General features: G+C 56.3%; 19 protein-coding genes and 1 pseudogene. 6 read left to right on the forward strand and 14 right to left on the reverse strand.

Annotated elements, in window-relative coordinates:
- Positions 1-160: 160 nt before the first annotated feature.
- Positions 161-1,207 (forward strand): annotated as a pseudogene (aroG, locus tag AB2B48_RS00770) (3-deoxy-7-phosphoheptulonate synthase AroG); the annotation flags it as partial.
- 69 nt (positions 1,208-1,276) lie between these two features.
- Here the strand turns inward: aroG and gpmA are convergent.
- From gpmA to modE, 7 genes are all read right to left on the reverse strand, one after another.
- A complete protein-coding gene (gene gpmA, locus AB2B48_RS00775) occupies positions 1,277-2,029 on the reverse strand; it encodes a 2,3-diphosphoglycerate-dependent phosphoglycerate mutase (protein WP_035892201.1) in 753 nt (250 codons plus the stop codon).
- A gap of 286 nt (positions 2,030-2,315) precedes the next feature.
- Positions 2,316-3,356 carry a galactose-1-epimerase gene (gene galM, locus AB2B48_RS00780; RefSeq protein ID WP_368300540.1) on the reverse strand — a complete coding sequence of 347 codons (1,041 nt, stop codon included), beginning with the start codon at positions 3,354-3,356 and terminating at the stop codon, positions 2,316-2,318.
- Positions 3,350-4,498 carry a galactokinase gene (gene galK / locus AB2B48_RS00785; RefSeq protein ID WP_220438423.1) on the reverse strand — a complete coding sequence of 383 codons (1,149 nt, stop codon included), beginning with the start codon at positions 4,496-4,498 and terminating at the stop codon, positions 3,350-3,352. Before galK ends, galM begins: the two co-directional genes overlap by 7 nt.
- Before the next feature lie 2 nt (positions 4,499-4,500).
- Entirely contained in the window at positions 4,501-5,547 is a 1,047-nt protein-coding gene (gene galT, locus AB2B48_RS00790; RefSeq protein WP_185666730.1) for a galactose-1-phosphate uridylyltransferase, read from the reverse strand.
- Positions 5,548-5,557: 10 nt separating this feature from the next.
- The gene (galE, locus tag AB2B48_RS00795; protein WP_368300541.1) at positions 5,558-6,574 is read right to left on the reverse strand and encodes a UDP-glucose 4-epimerase GalE; all 1,017 of its coding nucleotides are present in this window, start codon (positions 6,572-6,574) and stop codon (positions 5,558-5,560) included.
- A gap of 262 nt (positions 6,575-6,836) precedes the next feature.
- Entirely contained in the window at positions 6,837-8,306 is a 1,470-nt protein-coding gene (modF, locus tag AB2B48_RS00800; RefSeq protein WP_368300542.1) for a molybdate ABC transporter ATP-binding protein ModF, read from the reverse strand.
- A 67-nt stretch (positions 8,307-8,373) separates the two neighbouring features.
- Positions 8,374-9,162, reverse strand: a complete 789-nt coding sequence (modE, locus tag AB2B48_RS00805; RefSeq protein ID WP_368300543.1) for a molybdenum-dependent transcriptional regulator — start codon at positions 9,160-9,162, stop codon at positions 8,374-8,376.
- A 130-nt stretch (positions 9,163-9,292) separates the two neighbouring features.
- Between modE and AB2B48_RS00810 the strand changes: the two genes are divergently transcribed.
- The 4 genes from AB2B48_RS00810 (at position 9,293) to modC (ending at position 12,142) form a co-directional block, all read left to right on the forward strand.
- Complete coding sequence (locus tag AB2B48_RS00810; RefSeq protein WP_185666726.1) at positions 9,293-9,442, forward strand: AcrZ family multidrug efflux pump-associated protein; 150 nt, start codon at positions 9,293-9,295, stop codon at positions 9,440-9,442.
- Between the two features lie 176 nt (positions 9,443-9,618).
- A complete protein-coding gene (modA, locus tag AB2B48_RS00815) occupies positions 9,619-10,392 on the forward strand; it encodes a molybdate ABC transporter substrate-binding protein (protein ID WP_368300544.1) in 774 nt (257 codons plus the stop codon).
- Entirely contained in the window at positions 10,392-11,081 is a 690-nt protein-coding gene (modB, locus tag AB2B48_RS00820) for a molybdate ABC transporter permease subunit (protein WP_035892212.1), read from the forward strand. Before modA ends, modB begins: the two co-directional genes overlap by 1 nt.
- A gap of 2 nt (positions 11,082-11,083) precedes the next feature.
- Positions 11,084-12,142, forward strand: coding sequence for a molybdenum ABC transporter ATP-binding protein ModC (gene modC, locus AB2B48_RS00825; RefSeq protein ID WP_368300545.1), 1,059 nt, complete (start codon positions 11,084-11,086; stop codon positions 12,140-12,142).
- Here modC and AB2B48_RS00830 read toward each other — a convergent pair whose 3' ends face one another.
- The gene (locus AB2B48_RS00830; protein WP_368300546.1) at positions 12,143-12,961 is read right to left on the reverse strand and encodes a pyridoxal phosphatase; all 819 of its coding nucleotides are present in this window, start codon (positions 12,959-12,961) and stop codon (positions 12,143-12,145) included.
- Positions 12,962-13,090: 129 nt separating this feature from the next.
- On the opposite strand from AB2B48_RS00830, the gene pgl reads away from it, so the two are divergent.
- Positions 13,091-14,086: a 6-phosphogluconolactonase gene (gene pgl / locus AB2B48_RS00835; RefSeq protein ID WP_368300547.1), complete on the forward strand. Its 996-nt coding sequence runs from the start codon at positions 13,091-13,093 to the stop codon at positions 14,084-14,086.
- A gap of 113 nt (positions 14,087-14,199) precedes the next feature.
- Here the strand turns inward: pgl and AB2B48_RS00840 are convergent, their stop codons facing one another.
- From AB2B48_RS00840 to bioA, 6 genes are all read right to left on the reverse strand, one after another.
- Complete coding sequence (locus AB2B48_RS00840) at positions 14,200-15,483, reverse strand: putative acyl-CoA thioester hydrolase (RefSeq protein WP_185666721.1); 1,284 nt, start codon at positions 15,481-15,483, stop codon at positions 14,200-14,202.
- Between the two features lie 207 nt (positions 15,484-15,690).
- Positions 15,691-16,353: an MltR family transcriptional regulator gene (locus AB2B48_RS00845; RefSeq protein ID WP_368300548.1), complete on the reverse strand. Its 663-nt coding sequence runs from the start codon at positions 16,351-16,353 to the stop codon at positions 15,691-15,693.
- Positions 16,354-16,414: 61 nt separating this feature from the next.
- The gene (locus tag AB2B48_RS00850; protein WP_333012119.1) at positions 16,415-17,569 is read right to left on the reverse strand and encodes a mannitol-1-phosphate 5-dehydrogenase; all 1,155 of its coding nucleotides are present in this window, start codon (positions 17,567-17,569) and stop codon (positions 16,415-16,417) included.
- 54 nt (positions 17,570-17,623) lie between these two features.
- On the reverse strand, positions 17,624-19,609 hold the full coding sequence (locus tag AB2B48_RS00855) for a PTS mannitol transporter subunit IICBA (RefSeq protein WP_185666718.1): 1,986 nt from the start codon (positions 19,607-19,609) through the stop codon (positions 17,624-17,626).
- A 460-nt stretch (positions 19,610-20,069) separates the two neighbouring features.
- Complete coding sequence (locus AB2B48_RS00860) at positions 20,070-20,546, reverse strand: kinase inhibitor (protein ID WP_368300549.1); 477 nt, start codon at positions 20,544-20,546, stop codon at positions 20,070-20,072.
- A gap of 70 nt (positions 20,547-20,616) precedes the next feature.
- Positions 20,617-21,906, reverse strand: a complete 1,290-nt coding sequence (gene bioA / locus AB2B48_RS00865) for an adenosylmethionine--8-amino-7-oxononanoate transaminase (protein WP_368300550.1) — start codon at positions 21,904-21,906, stop codon at positions 20,617-20,619.
- Positions 21,907-21,919 lie beyond the last annotated feature (13 nt).

The following is a 21,919-nucleotide window of genomic DNA, read 5'->3' on the forward strand; positions in this document are numbered from 1 at the left end:
GCCGTTATTGCACCGGTATATTGCTATTAAATTCTAAATTGTAGGGTTTTTTTAGTTATTATCCGGCTAAAGTGTAAAAGCCAGTTTACACTTTTTGGCTGACGATATAGATTGAGGGGATTGCACTCAATTGTATAAGTATGGCAACACTGGAACAGTCATGAATTATCAGAACGACGATTTACGCATTAAAGAGATCAACGAGTTATTACCTCCTGTAGCACTCCTTGAAAAATTCCCAGCCACTGAAAATGCCGCCAATACGGTGTCTCATGCCCGTAAAGCGATCCATCAGATCCTGAAAGGGGATGACGATCGTCTACTGGTGGTGATTGGTCCTTGCTCGATTCACGATCCGGCTGCTGCCAAAGAGTATGCGCAGCGCCTGCTGAAAATTCGTGAGGAACTGCAGGGCGAGCTGGAAATCGTCATGCGCGTCTATTTTGAAAAGCCGCGCACCACCGTTGGCTGGAAAGGGCTGATTAACGATCCGCATATGGATAACAGCTTCCAGATTAACGACGGCCTGCGTATCGCACGTAAGCTGCTGCTCGATATTAACGACAGCGGCCTGCCAGCGGCGGGCGAGTTCCTGGATATGATCACCCCGCAGTACCTGGCAGATCTCATGAGCTGGGGCGCGATTGGTGCGCGTACCACCGAATCCCAGGTTCACCGTGAACTGGCGTCTGGCCTCTCTTGCCCGGTCGGTTTCAAAAACGGTACCGATGGCACCATTAAAGTGGCGATTGATGCCATCAATGCCGCCGGTGCGCCGCACTGTTTCCTGTCCGTGACCAAATGGGGCCACTCAGCGATTGTGAACACCAGTGGTAACGGCGATTGCCATATCATCCTGCGCGGCGGTAAAGAACCGAACTACAGCGCCTCCCACGTGGCGGCGGTGAAAGAAGGTCTGGCGAAAGCGGGCCTGCCGGCGCAAATCATGATTGATTTCAGCCACGCTAACTCCAGCAAGCAGTTTAAAAAGCAGATGGAAGTGGGCACTGACGTTTGCAACCAGATTGCCAACGGCGAGAAAGCCATTATGGGCGTGATGATTGAAAGCCACCTGGTGGAAGGTAATCAGAACCCGGATAGCGGCGAGCCGCTGGTATATGGCAAAAGCATCACCGACGCCTGCATTAACTGGGAAGACACCGATACTGTGCTGCGCCAGTTAGCGAACGCGGTTAAGGCGCGCCGCCGGGAACACAGCAGAAATAAAAAAAGCGTGGAATATTCCACGCTTTTTTCTTTTACCGTTCAGCGAAAATTATTTCGCTTTACCCTGGTTTGCTACCGCCGCCGCTTTTGCAGCGATTTCGTCAGCGTTACCCAGATAGTAATGTTTGATTGGCTTGAAGTTTTCGTCGAACTCATACACCAGCGGTACGCCAGTTGGGATGTTCAGTTCGAGGATCTCATCTTCGCCCATGTTGTCCAGGTATTTCACCAGCGCACGCAGGGAGTTACCGTGAGCCGCGATGATCACGCGCTCACCGCTTTTCAGGCGTGGCAGAATGGTTTCATTCCAGTACGGGACAACGCGTTCGATGGTCAGCGCCAGGCTTTCGGTGGTTGGCAGCTCTTTATCGGTCAGCTTCGCGTAGCGCGGGTCGTGGCCCGGGTAGCGCTCGTCATCTTTGGTCAGCTCTGGTGGGGTTACCGCGAAGCCGCGACGCCACTGTTTAACCTGCTCGTCACCGTATTTTTCAGCGGTTTCTGCTTTGTTCAGACCCTGCAGCGCACCGTAGTGACGCTCGTTCAGCTTCCAGGATTTCTCAACTGGCAGCCAGGCCTGATCCAGTTCATCCAGCACGTTCCACAGAGTGTGGATGGCACGTTTCAGCACGGAGGTATAAGCAAAATCAAAGCTGAAGCCTTCAGCCTTCAGCAGTTTACCTGCCGCTTTTGCTTCGCTAACGCCTTTCTCAGACAGATCAACGTCGTACCAACCGGTGAAGCGGTTTTCGTTGTTCCACTGACTTTCACCGTGACGAACCAGTACCAGCTTAGTTACAGCCATACTCTCACTCCTCAAGCTTTATTGAATGATAACAATTCTCATTATATTGCCGCGATAGGCTCGACGGCAACGCTTATGCATAACCATAGCGAAAATAGTGTCCCAGTGTAAGGTGCATGTGAACCAGGCGTTATGATTTTGTCTTTGCGTGACGTAATTTTCAGCGATATGGCTAAAACTTCGGCGGGACAGCGGAAGGGAGTCGCCCGGCTGAGCGAAGCGACGCCGGGGAAACCCCGGAGTCGGTGCTATTGCACCTCGTCCGGGCTACGGGTAAGCCACGTGATTATAATGCGGTAAACTGATATTCCGTCAGGCTGACGTACTCTTCGCCTGGGCGCAGCACGCAGTCCGGCTGCGGCCACTCTGGATGGTTCGGGCTATCCGGCAGGAACTCGCTTTCCAGTGCCAGGCCTTGCCAGGCGGCGTAAGGCTGCGGGCTACGAGACAGCGTACCGTCCAGGTAGTTACCGGAGTAGAACTGAATGGCCGGTGCGGAGGTGTAGACTGTCATCTGCAGCTTTTCATCCTGGGACCAGACATGGCCTACTGGCTGAGTCGCATCGCCTTTTGCCTGTAGCAAGAACGCGTGGTCGTAGCCTTTCACCTTCTTCTGGTCATCGTCGCTCAGAAAATCCTGTGCCACGGTTTTGGGTTGACGGAAATCGAAGCTGGTGTTGGCAACGTCTTTCAGCCCATCGTGTGGGATCCCGCTCTCATCGACCGGCAGATAAGCATCTGCCAGCAGTTGAAGCTTGTGGTTGCGCACATCGGTCTGATCGCCGTCGAGGTTGAAATAGACGTGGTTTGTCAGGTTCACCGGACAGGCTTTATCGACGGTTGCGCGATACTCAATGGAGATGCGGTTATCTTCGGTCAGGCGATAGATAGCCGTCGCCTGAAGCTCGCCCGGATACCCCTGGTCACCATCAGGCGAGGTGAGGGTGAAAACGGCCTCCGTTGGGTTCTGCGAGGTAATCGCCCAGCGGCGTTTGTCGAAGCCTTCTGGCCCGCCGTGCAGTTGGTTTTTGCCCTGGCTTGGCGCGAGTTCAACCGTCTGTCCATCGAGCGTATAGCGGCTGTTGGCGATGCGGTTGGCGTAACGGCCAATCGATGCGCCGAGGAACGCCGCCTGCTCGGTGTACTGTTCCGGCGACGCGCAGCCCAGCAGCGCTTCACGTACGCTGCCGTCTTTCATTGGGATGCGCGCAGATAGCAGCGTTGCACCCCAGTCCATTAACGTCACCACCACGCCATTGGCGTTGCGTAACGTAATCAGTCGATACGGCTGGCCATCTGCGGCCAGCGCAGGCGTTTCTCTTAGCACTGTCCTGCTCCTTGTGACGGTTTGCAGACGTAGAACGTCTCTTTAATGCCGGTTTTGGCTTCGTATTGCTCGGCCACAGCCTGTTTCACCGCAGGCACCAGCGCTTCAGGGATCAGCGCCACGATGCAGCCGCCGAAGCCGCCGCCGGTCATGCGTACGCCGCCCTGGTCACCGATGGTCGCTTTCACGATATCGACCAGCGTATCAATTTGCGGCACGGTGATTTCGAAATCGTCGCGCATGGAGGCGTGGGATTCCGCCATCAGCTGGCCCATGCGCAGCAGATCGCCTTTTTCCAGCGCAGCTGCAGCTTCAACGGTGCGGGCGTTCTCGGTCAGCACGTGACGTACACGCTTCGCGACAATCGGGTCCAGCTCATGAGCGACGGCGTTGAATTCATTAATGGTCACATCACGCAGCGCCGGGCGCTGGAAGAAGCGCGCACCGGTTTCACACTGCTCGCGGCGGGTGTTGTACTCGCTGCCGACCAGAGTACGTTTAAAGTTGCTATTGATGATCACCACCGCAACGCCTTCCGGCATGGAGACGGCTTTGGTGCCAAGCGAACGGCAGTCGATCAGCAGCGCGTGGTCTTTCTTGCCGAGCGCGGAGATAAGCTGGTCCATAATGCCGCAGTTACAGCCGACAAACTGGTTTTCCGCTTCCTGACCGTTCAGCGCAATTTGCGCGCCGTCCAGCGGCAGATGATACAGCTGCTGGAAGACGGTGCCGACTGCCACTTCCAGAGAGGCCGATGAACTCAGGCCCGCACCCTGCGGCACGTTGCCGCTGATAACGAGGTCTGCGCCGCCAAAGGCGTTATTGCGTTTTTGCAGATGTTTCACCACGCCGCGCACATAGTTGGACCACTGCTGGGTATCGTGGCTAACGATCGGTGCATCGAGAGAAAACTCGTCGCTCTGATTATCGTAGTCGGCGGCAATCACGCGCACCAGGCGGTCATCACGCGGGGAGCAGCTGATCACCGTCTGGTAATCGATGGCGCACGGCAGGACAAAACCATCGTTGTAGTCGGTGTGCTCACCAATCAGGTTAACGCGGCCCGGAGCCTGAATGACGTGGGTAGCAGGGTAGCCGAATTTCTCAGCGAACAGGGTTTGGGTTTTATCTTTCAGACTCATTGTTATTCTCCGGACTCGCGAAAGTGGATGTCGCTGACCGCACGCAGGCGTTCAGCCGCTTGTTCTGCCGTCAGGTCGCGCTGGGTTTCTGCCAGCATTTCATAACCAACCATAAATTTGCGCACGGTAGCGGAGCGCAGCAGCGGTGGATAGAAATGGGCATGCAACTGCCAGTGTGCGTTTTCTTCGCCGTTGAACGGCGCGCCGTGCCAGCCCATCGAGTAGGGGAAGGAGCACTGGAACAGGTTGTCGTAACGGCTGGTCAGTTTTTTCAGCGCCAGCGCTAAATCGTCGCGCTGTGCCTCAGTTAAATCGGTAATCCGCAGCACGTGCGCTTTTGGCAGCAGCAGCGTTTCGAACGGCCACGCCGCCCAGTACGGCACCACCGCCAGCCAGTGATCGGTTTCAACCACCGTACGGCTGCCGTCTGCCAGCTCACGGTTAACGTAATCAACCAGCATCGGCGATTTCTGCTCGGCGTAGTACTCACGCATCAGGCGGTCTTCACGCTCGATTTCGTTCGGCAGGAAGCTGTTAGCCCAGACCTGTCCGTGCGGGTGCGGGTTGGAGCAGCCCATCGCTGCGCCTTTGTTTTCGAACACCTGTACCCACGGATACTGCTGGCCGAGTTCAGCGGTCTGCTCCTGCCAGGTTTTCACCACGGATTTCAGCGCATCGACGCTCAGTTCAGGCAGCGTTTTGCTGTGGTCCGGTGAGAAGCAAATCACCCGGCTGGTGCCGCGCGCGCTCTGGCAGCGCATCAGCGGATCGTCGCTTTCCGGCGCGTCCGGCGTGTCGGTCATCAGCGCAGCAAAGTCATTGGTAAAAACGTATGTGCTGGTGTAGTCGGGGTTTTTATCGCCCGTCACCCGAGTATTACCCGGGCATAAAAAACAATCCGGATCGTGCGCGGGCAGCGTCTGTTTTGCTGGTGTCTCTTGCGCCCCTTGCCATGGGCGCTTTGCACGATGCGGTGATACAAGGATCCACTGGCCGGTTAACGGATTAAAACGGCGGTGTGGATGGTCGACGGGGTTAAATTGCGTCATGACAAAATCCTTAGTCTGGATATCCCTGAGGATGACGGGACTGCCAGTTCCAGGTGTCCTGCGCCATTTCGTCAAGGTTACGGGTTACGCGCCAGTTCAGCTCGTTGTCGGCTTTGGTCGCATCGGCCCAGTAGGCCGGAAGATCGCCGTCGCGACGTGGAGCAAAATGGTAGTTAATGGGTTTGCCGCAGGCTTTGCTGAACGCGTTGACCACATCCAGCACGCTGCTGCCGACGCCTGCGCCCAGGTTATAAATATGCACGCCGGCTTTGTTCGCCAGTTTTTCCATCGCGGCAACGTGGCCGTCGGCGAGATCCATCACGTGGATGTAGTCGCGCACGCCGGTGCCGTCAGGTGTAGGGTAGTCGTTGCCGAAAATGGCCAGTGATTCGCGGCGGCCCACGGCGACCTGCGCGATGTACGGCATCAGGTTGTTCGGGATGCCCTGCGGATCTTCACCCATATCGCCGGACTGATGTGCGCCCACCGGGTTGAAGTAGCGCAGCAACGCAATGCTCCACTCCGGCTGCGCTTTTTGCAGGTCAGTCAGGATCTGTTCAACCATCAGCTTGCTCTTGCCGTACGGGCTCTGTGGCGTACCGGTAGGGAAGCTTTCGACGTAAGGGATTTTCGGCTGGTCGCCATAGACGGTTGCGGAGGAGCTGAAGATGAAGTTTTTGACGTTGGCGGTGCGCATTGCAGCAACCAGACGCAGGGTACCGTTGACGTTGTTGTCATAGTATTCCAGCGGTTTTTGCACGGACTCGCCCACGGCTTTCAGGCCCGCGAAGTGAATCACCGCTTCAATGGCGTGATCTTTGAGGATCTCAACCATCAGCGCTTCGTTACGAATATCGCCTTCGACGAAGCTCGGTTGTTTGCCGCCCAGGCGGGCAATGACCGGTACAACGCTGTGCTTGCTGTTGCACAGGTTATCGAGGATGACAACATCGTGGCCCTGTTGCAGCAGTTGCACACATGTGTGGCTTCCAATGTAACCGCTACCACCTGTAACCAATACTTTCATTTTTAGCTCCGTTAAGCTTATGGCATGGAATAACCTTAGCATAACAGAGAAGCCAAAAGTGTGACATGGGCTAAATTAGTGGAATCGCTTACACTGGCGAAATCTACATGATAATTTCAAGTTTTTTCATTATAAATCAAAGAGGTTAACGGTGAGGGCTGAAAATAGTCTGAAAAAGGAGGTGTAGTCGCGGGGGCGTATTGTGTAAACCCGGCGGCACTTCGCCTGGCCGGGCTACATTCAGAGAGTACGCTTGGCCATCTTAAATTGGGCCGACCTCATAGCGATAACCCTCGCCGTCGGCGACAAATTCCAGACGATGAGTGATGCACTCCGGCGCGTCTTCCGCGTGGTGCGATACAAACAGCAGTTGCGTTTTACCTTCGCTAATCAGCACATCCACAAAGCGGCGAACCACCTGGCGGTTGAGCGGGTCCAGCCCTTGCAGCGGTTCATCGAGGATCAGCAGCGTCGGGTGTTTCACCAGCGCGCGGACGATCAGCGCCAGACGCTGCTGCCCCCAGGAGAGGCTGTGGAACGGCGCATCGGCGGTGCGCGGGTCCATGCCGAGGATCTGCAGCCACTCGTCTACCAGCTTGCGTTGCTTATCAGAGACGGCCTGATAGATACCGATGGAATCAAAATAGCCAGAGAGGATCACATTGCGCAGCGTCGTGCTCACTCTGTAATCCAGATGCAGGCTGCTGCTGACGTAGCCGATATGTTTTTTAATATCCCAGATGGTTTCACCGCTGCCACGGCGGCGGCCAAACAGCGTCAGGTCGTTGCTGTAGCCCTGCGGATGATCGCCAGTGACCAGGCTTAGCAGGGTGGATTTCCCGGCGCCGTTCGGGCCAACAATTTGCCAGTGTTCGTCCGGGGCGACCGTCCAGCTTAAATGGTTGATGATCGCGCGATCGTTATAGGAGACCACGCCGTCGTTCAGCACGATGCGCGGTAGATCGTCGGCAATGGACAACCGCGCGGACGGTGCATCTGGCTCTGGCAGGGTCATACCGGAGAGCTTTTCGCTGTGTGCCAGTTGCGCAATCAGCGTTTGCGCAAGCAGCGCTTTTTTCTCGCCGGTTTCCGTCAGGGTACAGTCGGCCAGCACCCCGGCAAACGGCACAAACTCAGGGATATCATCAAAGCGATTGAGCACCAGCACCAGCGTATAACCCGCTTTATGCAACTCTGCCAGATGTTCCGCCAACTGACGGCGAGAAGCTACGTCCAGGCCGTCGAAGGGCTCATCGAGGATCAACAGATCCGGCTGTGCCATCAGCGCCTGACAGAGCAGGGTTTTGCGAGTTTCACCGGTGGAGAGGTATTTAAAGCGGCGATCCAGCAGATGGCTGATGCCAAACTGCGCGGCAAGCCGGGCGCATAGGGCCACGTCTTTGACTTCATCCAGGATGATTTGCGCGGTGGTGCGGCCGGTATCGTCTTCGTCCGGGCTCAGCATATCGGTGTTGTTGCGTTGCCACTCATCGCTGACCAGCTTTTGCAACTGTTCGAAGGAGAGGCGAGCAATGCGGGTGAAGGTAGCGTCGCGGCTGCCAGACAGCAGCGGCAGCTCGCCTGCCAGCGCGCGGGCCAGCGCCGATTTGCCGCTGCCGTTGCTGCCGACAAAAGCCCAGCTCTCTCCGGCACGCAGCGTCAGATGCTCAATTTTTAATGTTTTTGTGTCGCTAAGACGAAACGTGCCTTGCGAAATTTGCAATGATGACATGATGTATCCCGTTTTTTGCAGCGATGTGCATCAGGGATACGTCTTCCTCAGCGCAAAGTCAATGCCATCAGCACAACGTGGCAAGAATGATGCGATCGGCGTTAAAGAATGCTGTGACGTCAGCACCTTCTTCCAGCCCTGCGGCCTCTGCCAGCGGCAGGGTGGCACACAGGGTCTGCCCATCCGGCAGCGCCATCAGCACTTCACACTGCTCTTCGCCGCGCTGGATATGGCTAATTCGGCACGGCAGCTGGTTGTCTGCCGCAGCGGCAACCTGCGGATCGTGAGTGACGCTGACCCACGGCGCTTTCAGCAAAACCAGCACCTCTTTGCCTTCATCCAGCCCTAAACGCTCGCCGCTCTGGGCGGTGATGGCCACCTTGAGGCGCGTGGTGCCGTCGGCCAGCAGAATATCCACGTGCTGCTGAACCTGCTGGTGGTCGCGCTGGGTCACGGTGCCAAACCACTGGTTACGGGCGCTGGTTTGCAGGGAGAAGCGCGAAATGGCGGCGAGCAGGCTGTCTAGCGGCAGCGCGTCGTCGTCGCTCAGCACATCAAAGGCTTTTTGCTGGATCTGCGCCAGCAGGTCGTAGAGCTGAATCAGGCGCTGACCGTAACGGGTCAGCACCGCACCGCCGCCGCCTTTGCCACCGGTGGCGCGGTCGACCAGCGATTGCTCGCTCAGCTGGTTCATTTCATTAATCGCATCCCATGCGCTCTTATAACTGATACCCGCATTTTTCGCTCCCTGGCTGATGGAGCCGGTCTGTGCTATTTGTTTGAGGAGTGAAATGCGGCGCGGATCGGCGAACAGGCGCTGCTGGAGCTTGAGGGTAAGAAGGATTTCAGCCTGCATAAGAGTATCCTGGCAATAAAAAGGGTATTTTGACCCAAATGTTAGCAAGCGGAAAGCACACCGCACAAAAGGGAGTGTATTTCTGCGATATCCGGTTACAATAACCGCATCACAATGTCTGGAGTAAACCATGTTAGAGCTGTTGAAAAGTCTGGTTTTTGCCGTAATCATGGTACCCGTAGTGATGGCGATCATCCTGGGGTTAATTTACGGTCTGGGTGAAGTATTTAACATCTTCTCCGGTGTCGGTCACAAAAACGGCAACCAGCAAAATCACTGATTTCCCCCAAACGCCCGGTTTAACCGGGCGTTTTGCTATGAAGTTCTTCACACTCCTGCCGATAACACCCCGTAAACACAGCAATAATTCATGTATCTGTAATGCATTAATCTGAGAAAGCCCCTATACTCTGCGCTGTATTTTTCGATATACAACGGCACACACAGGAGTTTCAAATGACAGGTCCATGGTTACGTTTGTTTGCAGGAGCGACTTTAACGCTTTCCGTTGCAGGTCACGCGCTGGCGGACGAAAGCAAAATCACCGTATTTGCGGCAGCATCGCTGACCAACGCAATGCAGGATATTGCGAAAGAGTATAAAAAAGAGAAGAACGTTGATGTGGTTTCTTCTTTTGCTTCCTCTTCTACTCTGGCCCGCCAGATTGAAGCAGGCGCTCCGGCTGACCTGTTTATCTCCGCAGACCAGAAATGGATGGACTATGCGGTAGATAAAAAAGCCATCGACACCGCGTCTCGTGAAACTCTGCTGGGCAATAGCCTGGTCGTTGTGGCGCCAAAAGCCAGCGCACAGGGCGATATCACCATTGATGCCAAAACCAACTGGACCAGCCTGCTGAAAGGCGGCCGTCTGGCGGTGGGCGACCCGGACCACGTACCGGCGGGCATCTACGCGAAAGAAGCGCTGCAGAAACTGGGCGCATGGGACACCCTGTCACCAAAACTGGCTCCGGCTGAAGACGTGCGCGGTGCGCTGGCATTGGTTGAACGTAACGAAGCCCCGCTGGGCATCGTCTACGGTTCCGACGCAGTCGCAAGCAAAGGTGTTAAAGTGGTTGGCACCTTCCCGGAAGATTCGCACAAGAAAGTGGAATACCCAATTGCCATTATCGATGGCCATAAAAACGCAACCGTCTCGGCGTTCTACGACTACCTGAAAGGGCCGCAGGCATCCGAAATCTTTAAACGTTACGGATTTACGACGCACTAATGATATTGACCGATCCCGAATGGCAGGCGGTTCTGCTGAGCCTTAAAGTGTCATCCCTGGCCGTGGTGTTTAGCTTGCCGTTTGGGATCTTCTTCGCCTGGCTGCTGGTCCGCCGCAGCTTCCCCGGCAAAGCGCTGCTGGATGGTCTTATCCATCTGCCGCTGGTGCTGCCGCCGGTGGTGGTGGGATATCTGCTGCTGATTGCGCTGGGGCGTCGGGGGTTTATTGGTTCCTGGCTGTATGATTGGTTCGGCCTGACCTTTGCTTTTAGCTGGCGTGGCGCGGTCATTGCCGCCGCGGTGATGTCGTTCCCGCTGATGGTTCGCGCGATTCGTCTGGCGCTGGAAGGGGTCGACGTCAAGCTGGAGCAAGCGGCACGTACGCTGGGCGCTGGGCGCTGGCGAGTGTTTTGTACCATAACGCTACCGCTGATGCTGCCCGGTATTATCGTCGGCACCGTGCTGGCCTTTGCCCGCTCGCTCGGCGAGTTTGGCGCGACCATTACCTTTGTCTCAAATATTCCAGGCGAAACCCGCACCATTCCCTCTGCGATGTATACCCTGATCCAGACTCCCGGCGGCGAAAGCGCGGCGGCGCGTCTGTGCTTGATTTCCATCGTGCTGGCGCTGATTTCCCTGATGATCTCTGAATGGCTGGCGAGCATTAGCCGCCGTCGGATGGGGGCGTAACCATGCTGGAGCTGAATTTTAGCCAGACGCTCGGTACGCACTGTCTGCAAATTGATGAATCGCTGCCGGCTTCCGGTATCACTGCCGTATTTGGCGTCTCCGGGGCGGGCAAAACCTCGCTGATTAACGCCATCAGCGGTCTGACCAAGCCGCAGCAGGGGCGTATTGTGCTCAATGGCCGTGTGCTGAACGATGCGGAGCAGGGCGTCTGTCTGGCACCGGAAAAACGCCGCGTCGGCTACGTGTTTCAGGATGCGCGACTGTTCCCGCACTACAAGGTGCGCGGCAATCTGCGTTACGGCATGGCAAAAAGCATGGCCGACCAGTTCGATAAGCTGGTGGCGTTGCTGGGCATTGAACCCCTGCTCGATAGACTCCCCGGTAGCCTCTCCGGTGGCGAAAAACAGCGCGTGGCGATTGGCCGTGCGTTGCTGACCGCCCCTGAGTTACTGCTGCTTGATGAACCGCTGGCCTCGCTTGATATTCCGCGTAAACGTGAGCTGCTGCCGTATCTGCAGCGTCTGGCGCGGGAAATTAACATCCCGATGCTCTACGTCAGCCACTCGCTGGATGAAATTCTCCATCTGGCGGATAACGTGCTGGTGTTGGAAAGCGGTAAGGTGAAAGCCTTCGGTCCTCTGGAAGATGTATGGGGCAGCAGCGTGATGCACCCGTGGTTGCCGCAGGAGCAGCAGAGCAGCATTCTGCGTGTGACGGTGCTGGAACACCATCCACACTATGCTATGACCGCGCTAGCGCTGGGCGACCAGCATATCTGGGTCAACAAGCTGGATAAGCCGCTGCAGAGCGCGGTGCGTGTGCGCATTCAGGCCACTGATGTGTCGCTGGTGCTGCAACCGTCGTTACACACCAGTATCCGTAACGTGCTGCACGCGAAAGTGGTGCAGTGCTACGACGATAACGGGCAGGTGGAAGTCCAGTTGGACGTTAGCGGACGCACGCTGTGGGCGCGCGTCAGCCCATGGGCTCGCGATGACCTGGCGATTAAACCAGGCCAGTGGCTCTATGCTCAGGTGAAAAGCGTGTCGATCACCGCCTGATTACAGCAGGTGTTTATTGATGTAGTCGGCGATGGCATCGGTGGTGTTGTCGCCAATCACCACGTTGGCGTGGGCTTTTACTGCGTCACCGGCATTGCCCATCGCCACGCCGGTTCCGGCAGCTTCCAGCATACTGATGTCATTAAAGTTATCGCCAAACGCCACCACATCCTGCATCGACCAGCCCTGGTCGGTGATAAACTGCGTCAGGCGTTTGCCTTTGCTGTTACCCTGGCGGGCGATATCAACCTGATCGTGCCACGACCATTCGCACTCCAGCTGCAACGTTTTTTCGACATGCTCGGCGAATTCACGCAGTTTCTGCCCATTTTCGTCGGTCAGCGCAAACTTCCAGACGTTCTCGACTTCGTGAGCGGCCTGCGCCAGTGAATCGACCTGGGTGAACGACGGGCGCTGGGCTTCCGGCAGACTCTGCGCCCAGTTGCTGGTGCGCACCACGTGGCCGGTTGGATACTGATACATCATGGTATCGTCGACGTACATCAGGCCGTGCACCTGATGTTCATCCAGCAGGGTAATCAGTTGCTGGGCTTTTTCGACCGGCATCGGGTCGGCGGTCAGTACTTTTTTATTTTGATAATCATAAAGATAAGTACCATTACAACAAATTGCAGGTGTATCTAACGCCAGTGCCTGATAAAAAGGATGAATGGCAACGTGATGTCGACCGGTAACAATCATTAATTGATAGCCAGCTGCTCTGGCACGATTCAGCGCTTCCAGTGAAGAGGGAAGCAGAGTTTTCTTTGGCGTCAGGAGCGTTCCGTCCAGATCCAGGGCAATCACACGTGCAGTCATAGTGTTGTCTCGAGTTAAAGAGAAAATTCGCTGTTCAGGATGGTACACCGAGATACCTGTACGGCAAAATTGTGTGGACCAGGCCGCGACTCGTCGCCGCCAATTCAATGTTTTCAGAAAGGAGTAGTCATGAAACAGACCGTTTATACCGCCAGCCCGGAGAGCCAGCAGATCCACGTCTGGACGCTGAACCATGACGGCAGCCTGACGCTGGTTCAGGTGGTGGATGTCCCGGGTCAGGTACAACCCATGGTTGTCAGCCCTGATAAACGCTTTCTGTACGTCGGCGTACGCCCTGAATTCCGCGTGCTGGCTTACCGCATTGCCCCAGACGACGGCGCACTGACCTTTGAAGCCGAAGCGCCGCTGCCGGGTAGCCCAACCCATATCTCCACTGACCGCAAAGGCAACTTCGTCTTTAGCGCCTCCTACAACCAGGCCAACGTCAGCGTGATTCGTCTGGAAGCTGGCCTGCCGCGCGACACCGTGACGGTTGTGGAAGGGCTGGACGGTTGCCACTCGGCGAACATTTCCCCGGACAACCGCACCCTGTGGGTACCGGCGCTGAAGCAGGATCGCATCTGCCTGTTCACGCTGAGCGATGACGGTTTCCTGTCCGCGCAGACTCCGGCGGAAGTGACTACCGTAGAAGGTGCTGGCCCGCGCCATATGGTGTTCCATCCGAACGAACAGTACGGCTACTGCGTCAACGAACTGAACGGTTCTGTCGATGTGTGGGAACTGAAAGATCCGTACGGCAAAATTGAGTGTGTGCAGACGCTGGACATGATGCCTGCTGATTTCACCGATACCCGCTGGGCGGCAGATATTCATATCACCCCAGACGGCCGTCACCTGTACACCTGCGACCGTACCTCTAGCCTGATTACCATCTTCAGCGTGTCAGAAGACGGCAGCGTGCTGTCACTGGAAGGCTTCCAGCCAACCGAAACGCAGCCGCGCGGTTTTAACGTCGATCACAGTGGGAAATACCTGATTGCCGCCGGGCAGAAATCACACCATGTTGCGGTGTATGAGATTGCCGGTGAGCAGGGTCTACTGCAGGAGAAAGGGCGTTATGCGGTAGGCCAGGGCCCGATGTGGGTGGTGGTTAACGCGTATTAATCGACGTCGCCATTCGGTAATGTTGGCATGATGCCTGATGGCGCTACGCTTATCAGGCCTACGTGATAAAAAAAGGCCCATGATCTCATGGGCCTTTTTCACATCATCACGAATTACTTCTTAGGTTCAGTCACTACGTGACTTCCCACGCCGCGGTTGTTGTACTCCCACATGCGGTTGAAGTTACGGTCGTTCAGATCGCGCTTCAGCTGACCTTTCTCGTCCTGCGCGCCGGTATTACCGCTGAATGGACGTTTAGATACCGCGGCATCAGCCCACGGTTTTGCCACGTTGAAGCCTTCGTTAATCACGCTATCGCGAATAACGACCTGACCGTTGGTGTTGCCATCAACGTCCAGAGAACGGCCCAGTTGCGCTACGCCGTCACCGGTAGCGGTGAAGCGGCTGTCGGTCGCCAGGAAGCCGAAGTTGATGGTGGACAGGGTCGCTGGAGCGAACACGTAACCCTCCTGCTGGGTGCGGGAGTTCACCACGCGGAAGTCGGTGTTCTCAAATACCACTGCGCCGCGGCCGGAAACGATATCCACGTCGCCTTCCAGATAGCTGTCGGTGACCAGCGTACGGGTCTGACGGTTATTCTGCAGACGGTTATCGACACCGCTATTCGTCACGAAGAAGGTGTTCTGACGGCCCAGGATGTTCACTTTGTTAATCTGGGTTTTATCGCCATCGGTACGCAGGGCCACTGCCTGATGCGTTCCGGCATCCACGCTATCGCCGAGGTTATTTTCGATGGTCAGGTTCTGCAGTTGCAGACCGTTGTTCTGTGACCAGACAACCGCGGAACACATCACGCCGACGGTGGCGGTGCGTTTGCTCTGGCAGCTATCGAACATGTACCACGCCGGTTTGCCTGGCATGTATTTGCCGCCTGGGTTTACCTGACGACGCCAGCTGGTTGGGTCCATTTCGGAGTCGATAGCCAGACCGATTTTCACGTCGGCGGCTTTTTCGCCGGTACCGTAAATGGTCACGCTGCCCGGTGCCGCAGGAATATAAACGGTGCCAGGGTATTCGCCCGGCAGAACGGCGATGAACAGACGTGAGCTGCTGTGGCGAGCAATGGCGGCATCAACCGCAGCCTGAATGGTGGTGTGGGTAACGCCCTGCGTACCCGCAGGACCTACTACGAAGTCTGCTTTGGCCGGAACGGCGATGGAAGACGGAGACCAGGCGGCAGCGTTAGGATCAAGCGATGAGAAATAACGCGCGGCGACAAAGTTCTGCGCTTCATCAGCTGACAGCACCGGACGAGAGGCCGTACCAGGGGCTGCCTGGTCAGAAGGACGTTGATCCGCTGGGGTTGAGCTGCAAGCCGTCAGTGTCACGCCAAAAGCCAATGCCAGCGCCAGACGAGAAACCGAGAAAGTGTTCATGTTGCTCCAGGCTAATTTAAGTGAATGTGAATCCCGTAAAAGCAGCCTTTTTATACTAAGTTGAGCGAAACGGGAAGATGTGCTGGCAAAAAAATCGCCTGTTTTTTTGCCGACTTACCGTGATGGAAGGAAAGGGGAGGTCTCTGGCGGAGATGACCGCCATTTGTCAGGGGCGTTCGTAGAGACAATGGATGCGCCATCGTCCTGCTAGAACGCTTTTTTGTGGGCCAGACGGGTAATTAAATCGGTAATGCTTAATACCAGCGCCGACCGCACCATTTGCTGATAGCGCTGCTCCTGCATGGTTCTTAGCGCATCATCCACCACATCCTCCGGCATATGCAGCGTTGGAGGGGGCGGCAACGCCGTCATGCTGTGCAGCATGCTAATCGGGCCGAGGACTTCATCATCGGTAAAGCTGTAAACGGTCTTCTCCTGCTCCAGCTCGTTGTTTAGCGCTACCAGCAGCTCCACGTCTTCATATTCATCGCGGCTGATCACGCCGAGTGCGTAAATGAGCTTGAGACGGACCGACAGATTCGCTAATGGGCCGCTACCTTCGAGCAGCGGTTCGACGGCGTACTTAACGGCATAATCGTCTTTACGAAAAGCCTGAAGAATCAGCTGATCGACCGCTTCAGCCAGCAGCAAGACGGCGGTCTGAATAAAACCGCTGAGCGTCTGGCGCGCGTTGAGCTTTTCCAGCACGCGGTTCTCTGCGGCCTGGTTTTTATAAAGGTCAGATTCGTCCATTGTCGCCATCATGGTGGTTTCATTGACCGAAGGGCGCGGCTTTAGCGGCGTCGGCTCCTTCGGATGATGTCCTTGTATCTCTGGTTGCGTCGTCAAACGCAGTCGATTTTGTTTCATCTTACCTTCTTATTCTGGAGCTGCTGTCCCGGCAGCAGCTCCAACCCTATGGGCAACAACATTATTTCCGTTGCATGGCGTTATACACATTCGCTATCTGGGCGACAAGCGTTGGCTGGTCCTGCAGGCCGCAGACCTGGGTGACGGTGTGGGCGACGCCATTATCGCGCAGCAGGCTCGCCATTTCTTGCGCCTGCGGGTCATCGCCGCTGCGATAGCTTAACGCTGCCGCAATGCCCATCACCAGGTTGTTATGAGGCAGGCCGTATTCCAGCGTGCCGCGCAATGGCTTGATCAGACGGTCGCCTTCGCTGAGCTTGCGCAGCGGCTGACGGCCCACGCGCTCCACGTCGTCATGCAGGTACGGGTTTTCAAAGCGAGTCAGGATCTTCTCGATATAGGCCGCATGCTGCTCAGGGTTAAAGCCGTAGCGTTTGATCAGCACATCGCCGCTCTCCACCATCGCGCCTTTCACCACATCGCGAATGGCCGGGTCCAGAATGGCATCGCGAATCGTTTTATGCCCGGCCAGTTGACCAAGATAAGCGGTGATGGCGTGACCGGTATTGAGGGTAAACAGCTTACGCTCGATATAGGCCATCAGATTGCTGGTGGACTCCATACCGGCGATTTCCGGCAGTGCGCCTTTGAACTGCGTGCTGTCGACAATCCACTCGCTAAAGGTTTCCACGGTCACGTCCAACGGATCGTCGTTCGCCGCCGAACCCGGCGGTACGATACGGTCTACCGCAGAATCGACGAATCCAATATGTTCTTCCACCCAGCCGTGCAGCTCGGCGGGCATCGCCTGCAGCACGTGCTGTTTGAGCTGGCTGGTGCCGCGCACCATATTCTCGCAGGCGATGATATTCATCGGTTGATGATTACCGTTGTCATGGCGGGCAATCAGTCCCTGCGCCAGCGTACTGGCGATTTTGCTCAATACCTGTGGGCCCACGGCGGTGGTGATGATGTCGGCTTCAGCAATCTGCTGGATGGCATCCGGGCTGTTGCTGTGGATAGCGCTGACGCGGTTAACCTGCTCGATGCGGGCATTTTCACCCACCACGTTGACCTGATAGTGCTGCTGATGCGCCAACTGATCGACCAGCGGCTGGTTAACGTCGGCAAAGGTTAACTCTGCCTGGGCATCGGCCAGCAATTTACCGATAAATCCCCGACCAATATTCCCTGCACCAAAATGAATCGCTTTCATAAATCTGACCTCGAGAAAAACTTTCCATGTCAGGGGCGGCTCGCCCCTGAAGCCTTATGCTGCTTGTTCGCCGGACAGGATTTGTAGAATTTCCTGCACGCTGCTGGTTTGCGTCAGACGCTCAATCACGTCTTTATCATCCAGGGCGTTTGCTAAGCGGGCGATAACCTGTACGTGCTCGTTGTTGCGGGCGGCAATGCCGATAACCAGGCGGGCAATATCGTCCGGCTCATCGCCGAATCGAACGCCTTCTGGGTACTGGCAAATGACAATCCCGGTGCGCAGCACGCGGTCTTTGGCTTCTACGGTACCGTGCGGCACCGCGATGGATTCTCCCAGGTAAGTGGTGGTCAGCGCTTCACGCGCCAGCATGGCATCCACATAGTCCGGCTCAACGTAGCCGCCGGAGACCAGCATCTCACCGGCAAAGCGGATAGCCTGAGCCTTATTTTCAGCGGTCAGGTTGAGGAAAATGTTGTCCGCGCTGAGCTTAAACAGATTCTCATCGCGCTCGGTGCCGTCAAAAGCGTCATCGTTCGCCGCGATAATCGTCTGGTTAATGAGACGGCCATCGTTCGCGGCGGCAGGCAGTTTAGCTGCCAGCAGACGGGTGGTCAGGTCGGTATACAGGCCGCTATCAAGGAAGTTGGAGAGCGACATGTGCATCGCCTGTGGCGCAAAGCGCATGGCGCGTTCGGTTAAGTCCTGATGGGTAATCACCAGGTCAACGTCGTCAGGCAGGCTGTTAATGGCGCAGTTGCTCACCGAAATGTGGGTCAGGCCCGCATCTTTCACCTTTTTACGCAGCACGCCTGCGCCCAGTGCGCTGGAGCCCATACCCGCATCGCACGCCACGATGATTTTACGCACGTGGTGCAGATCTTTAGACAGGTCGAGCGTTTCGCTACGCATCGCTGGCTGCGGCAGTTCGCCGGAGGATTTACCGCCGGATTTAGACTGCTGCTTCAGGCTCTGCATGCGACGGGTGGCTTCGGCCAGACCGTTGCTCTCTTCATCGCCAACGCGAACGCGTTTCAGCAACATGGAGGCGGTCAGGAAAGAGACCAGCGTTGAGGCCAGAATTGACAGCACCACGCCAATAATAGAAGCCTTCGGCGTCATCAGCAGCACGGCAAAGATAGAGCCAGGAGAAGCCGGGGAGACCAGGCCAGCGTTGAACAGCGTCAGGGTAAAGACGCCGGTCATGCCGCCCAGAATCACCGCCAGCAGCAGACGTGGGTTCATCAGCACGTACGGGAAGTAGATTTCGTGGATACCGCCGAAGAAGTGAATAATCGCCGCACCGCCTGCAGACTGCTTGGCGCTGCCTTTACCAAAGAACATGTACGCCAGCAGCACGCCGAGGCCTGGGCCTGGGTTCGCTTCAATCAGGAAGAAGATAGATTTACCGGTTTCGGTGGCCTGCTGAATGCCCAGCGGTGAGAAGATACCGTGGTTAATCGCATTGTTGAGGAACAGAATTTTTGCCGGTTCAACAAAGATAGAGGTCAACGGCAGCAGGTTGTTCTGCACCATGACGTTAACGCCGGTTGCCAGCGCTTTAGAGAGCAACTCAACCATCGGGCCAATCGCCAGGAAGGCGAGCATCGCCAACAGCATGCCGATGATACCGGCTGAGAAGTTGTTCACCAGCATCTCAAAGCCGCTTTTGATTTTGCCGTCAACCCAGCGGTCGAAGCGTTTAATTGCCCAGCCGCCCAGTGGACCAGCAATCATTGCGCCCATAAACATTGGCATATCGGCGCCAACGATAACACCCATGGTAGTAATGGCACCGACCACGCCGCCGCGCTCGCCGCCGATAAGACGGCCGCCGGTATAACCGATTAACAGCGGCAGCAGATAGGTGATCATCGGGCCGACCAGTTTGGCTAACGTCTCGTTAGGGAGCCATCCGGTGGGAATAAACAGTGCAGTAATCAAACCCCAGGCAATGAATGCGCCAATATTGGGCATCACCATATTGCTGAGGAAGCGGCCAAAATTCTGTACCTTGACCTTGATATCTGGTGATAACATAAAAACACCCCTCGTGGTGCGCGTCTTAGATGCTGCGCGTCGTCATAGTTGTGATGGTTTCGCCAAAAACCATCCAGTCGTTCAGTATGCAAAATCGACTCTATCACGGCGTTTTCGTCTCGCGTACCCCGAGGGGTGTTTGTGATCTTGATCACTCTCACCACCCTATCAACAGGTCACTTTTGGTGATCGTTGTCACATAAAGTGGCTGTAAGTTGGCTACAAAGCGAAATTATGTCCTTTCCTGCCCTGTTTTTTGTGATTTAAATCACCTTTTTTATTGGCGTGTTTGTTTTTAAATTGTGATCAAATTCACAAGATAAATTTACATTCCCCTCACACTCCTGCGCTTTCCTGTTATGCACAGGCGTTTACGTTAGAAAATTACAGCGCTCCGCCATCAGCGACAAAAAAGCCCTGCGAGGTTTCCCAGGCAGGGCGTGAATGGATTAGGGGGCGATTAGCTGAACAGAGCGGTGATGGATGCGCTGCCGAGGCTATGGAAGTGCACGTTGAAGCCGACCATCGCGCCGCTGGCGCCTTCATCAACGTCAATGCTCTCAACGTCCATCGCATGGACGGTGAAGATATAACGGTGGGTTTCGCCTTTTGGCGGTGCCGCGCCGCCGTAGCCCGCTTTACCGAAGTCGGTACGGGTTTGCAGGGCGCCTGCCGGTAACCCGACCAGACCAGAGCCTGCACCGGTTGGCAGTTCACGGGTGTCGGCTGGAATATTGGCAACGATCCAGTGCCACCAACCGGAGCCGGTTGGGGCATCCGGATCGTAGCAGGTTACGACAAAGCTTTTGGTGCCCGCAGGAACGTCTTCCCAGGCCAGATGGGGAGAAAGGTTTTCGCCATCGTAGCCCATGCCGTTGAACACCTGGCGATGAGGGAGCTTTTCACCGTCACGCAGGTCGTGGCTGACTAATTTCATCAACTGCCTCCTTTGTTAATCAACTGATTAACAAAGGAGTGTAGCGGTAACGTGGGGAGATTACCGCAGCTTATTGGATAAAAAATGTTTCCTGCTCAACCGCGAGACATATCGCCCGCGTCAGACGCGTCAGCTGCTGCGGCGTAATAGGGTACGGTGGCATCAGATAAATCAGGCGGTCAAACGGACGGATCCACACCCCTTGTTCGACGAAGAAGCGCTGGAGCAGAGCCGGGTTCACCGGATAGCGCGTCTCGACGACGCCAATGGCCCCCAGCACGCGGACATCGGCGACCAGCGGTGCGTCGGCGGCCGGAGCGAGTTCGCGCTTGAGCTGACGTTCAATTGCCGCCACCTGCGTTTGCCACTCGCCGCTCTCCAGCAGCGCCAGGCTTTCAGTGGCGACGGCGCAGGCCAGCGGGTTGCCCATAAAGGTCGGGCCGTGCATAAAGCAGCCCGCTTCACCGTTGCTGATGGTCTCGGCAACCTCACGGGTGGTGATCGCGGCGGAGAGGGTCATGGTACCGCCGGTTAGCGCTTTTCCGAGACACAGAATATCGGCGCTGATGCCCGCATGATCGCAGGCAAAGAGCTTGCCGGTACGGCCAAAGCCGGTGGCAATTTCATCGGCAATCAGCAGGATCCCTTCGCGATCGCACATCTTACGAATTCGTTTGAGCCACTCCGGATGGTACATCCGCATGCCGCCCGCGCCCTGAACCACAGGCTCAAGAATAACGGCGGCAATCTCGTGGCGATGCGCAGCCATCAGACGAGCAAAGGCCACCATATCGTACTCGTCAAACTCCCCGTCAAAGCGGCTATGCGGCGCGGGCGCGAAGAGGTTCTCCGGCAGGTAGCCCTTCCACAGGCTGTGCATCGAGTTATCCGGGTCGCACACCGACATCGCGCCAAAGGTATCGCCGTGATAGCCGTTGCGGAAGGTCAGGAAACGCTGGCGCGACTCGCCTTTGGCTTGCCAGTACTGCAACGCCATTTTCATTGCCACTTCCACCGCCACCGAACCTGAGTCAGCAAGGAACACGCACTCCAGCGGCTCCGGGGTCATCGCCACCAGTTTACGGCACAACGCCACGGCGGAAGGGTGGGTAATACCGCCAAACATCACGTGCGACATCTGGTCGATCTGCGTCTTCATCGCCGCGTTCAGACGTGGGTGGTTGTAGCCGTGAATGGCGGCCCACCACGAGGACATACCGTCCACCAGATGCTCGCCGCTGGCGAGGTGCAGCTCGCAGCCCTCGGCGGAAACTACCGGGTAGACCGGCAGCGGTTTAGTCATTGAGGTATAGGGATGCCAGATATGGCGGCTATCGAAGGCAAGATCGTCCGTTGTCATAATCGACTTGTAA

Source organism: Kluyvera sichuanensis (assembly GCF_040930405.1).
Lineage (GTDB): Bacteria > Pseudomonadota > Gammaproteobacteria > Enterobacterales > Enterobacteriaceae > Kluyvera > Kluyvera sichuanensis.